This window comes from Chromobacterium sp. ASV23 (assembly GCF_016428945.1).
Classification (GTDB): Bacteria; Pseudomonadota; Gammaproteobacteria; order Burkholderiales; family Chromobacteriaceae; genus Chromobacterium; species Chromobacterium sinusclupearum.
Genome location: NZ_JAELTR010000050.1, coordinates 23,706 through 29,753, shown reverse-complemented (window position 1 = coordinate 29,753; position 6,048 = coordinate 23,706). Strand labels below are relative to the sequence as shown.

At 59.3% G+C, this 6,048-nt stretch carries 7 protein-coding genes and 1 pseudogene; 6 read left to right on the top strand and 2 right to left on the bottom strand.

The genetic code is table 11. The features are described 5' to 3' along the window. Positions 1-785: integrase (locus tag JHD59_RS17215; RefSeq protein WP_199155133.1), on the bottom strand; the 785-nt coding region annotated here is incomplete at its 3' end. Positions 786-852: 67 nt separating this feature from the next. Here JHD59_RS17215 and JHD59_RS17210 point away from each other — a divergent pair. Continuing rightward, positions 853-966, top strand: a pseudogene (locus JHD59_RS17210) (hypothetical protein); the annotation flags it as partial. Positions 967-1,000: 34 nt separating this feature from the next. Here JHD59_RS17210 and JHD59_RS17205 read toward each other — a convergent pair. Next, entirely contained in the window at positions 1,001-1,150 is a 150-nt protein-coding gene (locus JHD59_RS17205; protein ID WP_199155132.1) for a hypothetical protein, read from the bottom strand. A 291-nt stretch (positions 1,151-1,441) separates the two neighbouring features. Here JHD59_RS17205 and JHD59_RS17200 point away from each other — a divergent pair, with 291 nt between their 5' ends. From JHD59_RS17200 to JHD59_RS17180, 5 genes are all read left to right on the top strand, one after another. Next, a complete protein-coding gene (locus JHD59_RS17200) occupies positions 1,442-3,040 on the top strand; it encodes an FAD-dependent monooxygenase (protein WP_199155131.1) in 1,599 nt (532 codons plus the stop codon). A gap of 572 nt (positions 3,041-3,612) precedes the next feature. After that, positions 3,613-4,917: an MFS transporter gene (locus JHD59_RS17195; RefSeq protein WP_233164334.1), complete on the top strand. Its 1,305-nt coding sequence runs from the start codon at positions 3,613-3,615 to the stop codon at positions 4,915-4,917. Between the two features lie 127 nt (positions 4,918-5,044). Then, positions 5,045-5,359, top strand: coding sequence for a YqjD family protein (locus JHD59_RS17190; protein ID WP_043628702.1), 315 nt, complete (start codon positions 5,045-5,047; stop codon positions 5,357-5,359). 5 nt (positions 5,360-5,364) lie between these two features. Further along, entirely contained in the window at positions 5,365-5,757 is a 393-nt protein-coding gene (locus JHD59_RS17185) for a phage holin family protein (RefSeq protein ID WP_199155129.1), read from the top strand. Further along, a complete protein-coding gene (locus tag JHD59_RS17180; RefSeq protein WP_199155128.1) occupies positions 5,754-6,026 on the top strand; it encodes a hypothetical protein in 273 nt (90 codons plus the stop codon). Before JHD59_RS17185 ends, JHD59_RS17180 begins: the two co-directional genes overlap by 4 nt. Positions 6,027-6,048: the final 22 nt, after the last annotated feature.

Here is a 6,048-nt window from a genome sequence, read left to right as displayed (position 1 = left end):
GTTGCGTTTTTGGTGAAAACCTTACCTTCTATTTTAGGAGACAAACCTTTCAATACCGCTAACGCTTTTTTGCTAAGCGGGACTTGACGGGGCTCTCCATTCTTGGTCAATGGCAGATAGGCGATTCGCCGCCTAAAATCAATATTTTCCCACATCAGCTCAAGAAGTTCTCCACGACGCATTGCGGTTTCAAAAGCCAACAATACAATCGGCTCAAAATCTGGTGCCTGGCTGGCGGCAATTATCCGCTCAAGCTCACCTTGAAGTAGTCTTCTTTGCCGGGCCCGCCCAGGCGATGGCTTTCGTATCGACAGCACAGGATTTTCACGGCACAGTCGCCACTCTTTAATCGCATGGGTAAAGATTGATGACAACAGGTCAAGCTCGCGACGAACAGAGCCAGTAGAAACCTCCCGAAGCCGCAGATCGCGCATCTGGACGATGTGCTCCGGCTGCACCTTGATAATGGGCAGCTCAGCCCATGGCATTGCCCGGAACCGTCGGATCAAATAACGATCTTTCTGTCCAGCTCTTCTTAAAGGCAATACTTCCTCGGCGAATCGATCGATCACATCGGCTAGGGTGACATGGCCAGCCAATCCCATCGAGATTGCTCGCTCCATTTCAATCCGCTGCTCCCGCGCCCAGCGGGTTGCGTCAGTTTTGGTCAAGAACGACCGACTGACCTCTTTTCCCGCGACGGAAACACGGGCTTGCCACTTACCATTTCTTTGTCGAATTCCAGCCATGGTTTTCTCATGACCGGTCAGATAACGGTCCAACATTGTCTAACGGCTCAACTCCGCAACTCAAAAGAAGAGCAAATAATTGATTTCTAACAGATTTTCATCACCCCACAGCCTGCTGGGCCGCGCCTCGAATCGCATCATCAATGAGGTGAAGGGCATCAACCGCGTGGTTTACGACGTCAGCGGCAAGCCGCCGGCGACGATTGAGTGGGAATGAAGGAAATTTTAATTAATTGATTTTATCAGTTGTATTAAATGCCATTGATGATTGATTCCACATCATCAATGGCATTTTTCATGGCATTGCTGCGTACATTGAAGCTGTTTCGATCAAATACCATGGAGCGAGATGGCTGCAGCGCAGCATAGCGGGCGTGTGGCCAGATTTTTCCGAAGGTCATTTCGCAAACCTGAGGCTTTGACGCGAAATCTCAAACCTTGCTAGACTTGCGCGGTCGAAAATGGTGGACCGGACGTGGTGAGCCCCGGTCAGCTGCTTCTCCAGCAGCCCCAATCCAGCCCTGACGGGCCGCGGACCACGACAGCTAAGCGGACTGCACCGCTTGCCTGTCTGTGCGCCATGAACGACTCCCCTGTTCGTACGCTTGTGGATGCTTTTACGGCACCCTTTTGACTGGCCAGCCCTAACGTCCAAGTCGCCGATTCCGGCATTCGCAAAGTGGACGTACATCATGACCTCACCTTCCTCATCTCCTAACCCGGTTCTCATCGTGGGCGGTAGCCTCGTTGGCCTATCTGCCGCACTGTTTCTCGCTTCGCGTGGCGTAAAAACCGTCCTTGTTGAAAAACACTTCGGCAGCTCCACACATCCGCGAGCCGTCGGCTTTACGGAACTAACGATGGAACACTTCCGCGCGATCGGAATCGCTGAGCGTATACCACAGACCGGAAGCCACAGCCGGCCCCGCCGTGCACGGGTCGCGAGTCTGACAGGCAACTGGCTGGAAGAGACGGCGTGGACTCCCGGTGAGAACGAGTCCGACATCAGCCTCAGCTCTCCTTGCAAAGGGGTCGCCATTGCGCAGGACCTGCTTGAGCCGATCTTGCGCTCTGCCGCCGTGGAACGCGGCGTGGACCTCAGGCAGGGTGTCGAGATGGTGTCTTTCTCCCAGACTGCCAGTGGCGTAACTGCCTGCGTCAAAGATCGCGTCACCGGAGAGACCACCGACATTACCGCCGACTATATGATCGCGGCTGATGGTGCCGACAGCCCCGTACGCGAGCGACTTGGCATCCAGCGATATGGCGTTGGCCATTTGCGGACTATCCGCAGCGCCCTGTTCCACTGTGCTGAGGCCAAGTCCTATCTCGATCAAGGTGTAGTGCAGTTCGAGATTGAACAAGCCGACTTCAGGGCCTTTCTGACGAACTACCCTGACGGCCGTTGGGTGCTGATGTTCAGTGACGACTCCGAACGCTCCGAAGAGGAATTGTGCGAGGCAATTCGGCGCGCTTTAGGTCGTGACATGCCCATCGAACTCATTACCACCGGTCGCTGGGAGATGGCCGGGCGTATCGCTGAACGTTACTCCGACGGGCGAGTCTTTCTCGTCGGCGATGCTGCGCATCAGTTGCCGCCCACCCGCGCCGGCTTTGGCGCAAACACAGGAATCGATGATGCTTATAACCTAGCCTGGAAGCTGCAGATGGTGCTGGATGGTGAGGCAGAGACTGGTTTACTGGATTCCTATAGCGCCGAGCGTCAGCCCATCGGCTGGTTGCGGCATCAGCAAACCTTTGCTCGCCCGGACTACCTAACCTGGGCAGGTGGCGCATTGGCGGGCGAGGTGCTTTACGGTGCCGAAGCAATGGAGCTCGGGCAGCGGATCAACTCCAAGGCAATCATCGGGGGCGAAGATGACCTGCCCCCCGCCGCTCGGCCTGACGAATGGTCAGGACAACCGGGCACACGCGTTCCACACGTCTGGATCGACCTGAACAGTAAACGCATCTCTACCATCGACCTGTTCACTCAGCGGCTTACGCTCGTCAGCGCCAACCCGTATTGGCTTGAATCCGCGCGGCGCGTGTCCCTGCGCCTGGGTGTCAGCATCCAATTGATTCGCGCAGGCGATCTCGTATTTCCAGCAGAAAAGAATTTCGCAGCGACATTTGGCATTGCCTCCAACGGCGCGCTGCTTGTGCGGCCTGATGCCATCGTCGCTTGGCGATCCAGCGGCGGAGATACCGATTGTGAAGAACAATTGAGTGAGGCTATCGCTCAGATCCTGCAGCGACAAGCAAATCATCTTGGCGCAGCAACGCCATGAAAACGATGGGCCTCGAAAACCGAAGGACTGAGCGGAGAATGATAAGATTCTGATTTTTCATTGATCCTACCCAATCATTTGAAATCAAAAGGGGTCAGCCAAGCGGCTGGCCTTTTTTCTTGACAAGATGTCGTAGCGACTCATTACCGGCAAAAATGATTAAGAAAACCATCCCACATCCCCCTTCACCGGTCCCATATCGGTCTGCATCGGCGGGCCTTGGCTCGGAATTTCTGCCAGGTTTGGTCCGCGACTCTGCCTGAATGGCAAGCAGCTAGACGCAGACGCTTAAACTGCTGCGTCGAAATGCACTGGCTCGTCCGCGGCGAGTCCGTTGTCTTGAACTGAAGCGCCACGCCATTCCTTTGCCCTGCGCCGCATTACAAATATTCATATTTCATATGAAAATCGGGTCAAGGCAACCTTACCTACCGCAAATGACGCCAACCGCGCTACACTGGCGGCCTTGCGGGGCCGCCAGCGGCTCCAGGGAGCCTGCTCGAACGCGCCGTGCGGGCTTCATTCATGATTACAGCGGGCTGACCCACAGCCCCGGCACCTCGTGATTGACCATGAACACAAACCAATCCACACCGCTCACCCGCACCGACTACAAGACCCTGGGTCTGGCCGCGCTGGGCGGCGCGCTGGAAATCTACGATTTCATCATCTTCGCCTTCTTCGCCACCACGCTGAGCAAGCTGTTCTTCCCGCCGGACATGCCGGAATGGCTGCGCCTGCTGCAAACCTTCGGCATCTTCGCCACCGGCTACCTGGCGCGCCCGCTGGGCGGCATCCTGATGGCGCACTTCGCCGACGTGCTGGGTCGCAAGCAGGTGTTCAGCCTAACCATCCTGCTGATGGCCGGCCCCTGTCTGCTCATCGGCCTGATGCCCACCTACGCCGACATCGGCATCCTCGCTCCGCTGATCCTGTTGTCGCTGCGCATTCTGCAGGGCGCGGCAGTAGGCGGCGAGGTGCCCAGCGCCTGGTCCTTCGTCGCCGAGCACGCGCCGCTGCGCCATCGCGGCTACGCGCTGGGCGTATTGCAGGCCGGGCTGACCTTCGGCTATCTGCTGGGCGCGCTGACCGCCACCTTTCTGGCCCGCGTGTTCACGCCGCAGGAAATGCTGGATTACGGCTGGCGCATTCCCTTTTTGCTTGGTGGCCCGTTTGGGCTGATCGGCGTCTGGCTGCGCCGCTGGCTGAGCGAGACGCCAGTGTTCCTGGCCATGCGCGAGCGTCAGGCCGAACGCGCCGCCTATCCGCTGCTGGATGTGTTGCGCCGCCACAAAGCCACCCTGCTGCCGGCCGCCGCCCTGACCTGCGTACTGACCTCGGCGGTGGTGGTGCTGGTGGTGGTGACGCCCACGCTGTTGCAGCAACGCTTCGGCATGCATGCCGACCACGCCTTTGCCCTGAGCAGCGTGGGCATCGTGTTCCTCAATATCGGCTGCGTGATCGCCGGCCGGGTTTGCGACCGCATCGGCCAGCGCCGCAGTCTGATCCTGTACAGCGCGCTGCTGCCGGTAGGCGTGGCCGTCCTGTACGGCAGCCTGATCGGCGGCTGGGCCTGGCCAAGCCTGGCCTACGCCTTTGCCGGACTGTGCTGCGGGATTGTCGGCGTCGTGCCGTCCATCATGGTGGGCATGTACCCGGCCGATGTGCGCGTTTCCGGCATTTCATTCACCTACAACATCGCCTACTCGATCTGGGCCAGCGTGACGCCGCTGTTGCTGATCGCCGCCATGCCGTGGAATCACTGGATTTGCGTGCTGTATTGCGCTGCGGTGGCGCTGGTGGGAATTTTCTGCGCCCGCAGCGCGCGCCCGGCGCGGGAACCTTTGCTGGACGAGGCGCTCTACCAACGCGGATGAAGCGTTTGACCACATGGTTTGACGCGGCCGCGTCAGGCTGTTAGCGTGGGTTGGCGCAGGCTATGCTTTGCGCCATGCCATGTCTGCGTTTCGAGTCGGTTCCGTTCACCACTGTCAGGAGGTTGCCATGTCCAATGCCACCATCGCCAAGGAAAAAGAACAGCTGCTGGATGACGTACGCCAAGTTTTGGCCAGCACCGAAGAACTGATTGACGCAACCGTCGACGACGGCAGCGCGCACAGCAAAGAGCTGCGCAAGCGTCTGGCCGAGAAGCTCGGCACAGCCAAAATCAAGCTGCGCGACGCCGAACAGGTCGTCGTAGGCAAGGCCAAGGAAGCGGCCAAGGTCACCGACGATTACGTGCATGAAAACCCGTGGAAGTCCATCGGCATCGCAGCCGGCGTCGCCTTCCTGCTGGGCATGCTGGTATCCCGCCGCTGATCGATATGTCCGATCCGTCCCGCCAACCCCGCCCCGGCACATTGCGCTCCTTCGTCAATGGCATCGTCTCTTTGCTGCTGACGCGCGCCGAACTGCTGTCCCTGGAGGCGCAGGAGCTGAAGGATGACGTCGTTGGCAACCTGCTGCAAGGCATGCTGGGACTGGTGCTGCTGGGATGCGGGCTGATCGCCGCCGTACTGGCCTTGTGGGCCTTGACGCCGGCGCCGTGGCGGCTGGCCGTCATGGCCGGCCTGGCGCTGCTGTTCTGCGGCGCCGGTGCGATACTGTTGCTGGGTTTGCGGCGCAAGATGCGGCATCAAGCTGCACCGTTCGCCACCACGCTGGAAGAAATGCGCAAGGATTGGGCCGCATTGGGGCCCGGCGGAGACAAGCCATGACGCCGCAAGACCGCGCCTTGAAGAAGCAGCTGCTGGTGATGAAGGGCGAGGCCTTGCGCGTCAAGCTGCGGCTGGAGCGACAAAAGCTGACAGGGCCGCTGCAATGGGCTTGCGATGGCCTTGCATTCTGGCGCGCGCCGGGCGGCTTAAGCTCGGCCTTTGACCTCTTGGGCAAGCTGATGCCAAGCGACAAACTAGGCCGTTGGCTGAAAAGCGGCGCGGCTTTACTGGCTATTTGGCGGCTGCTGCGCCGCGCCTTGCGGCACTGACCGCATACGCGGCCTGCTCCTC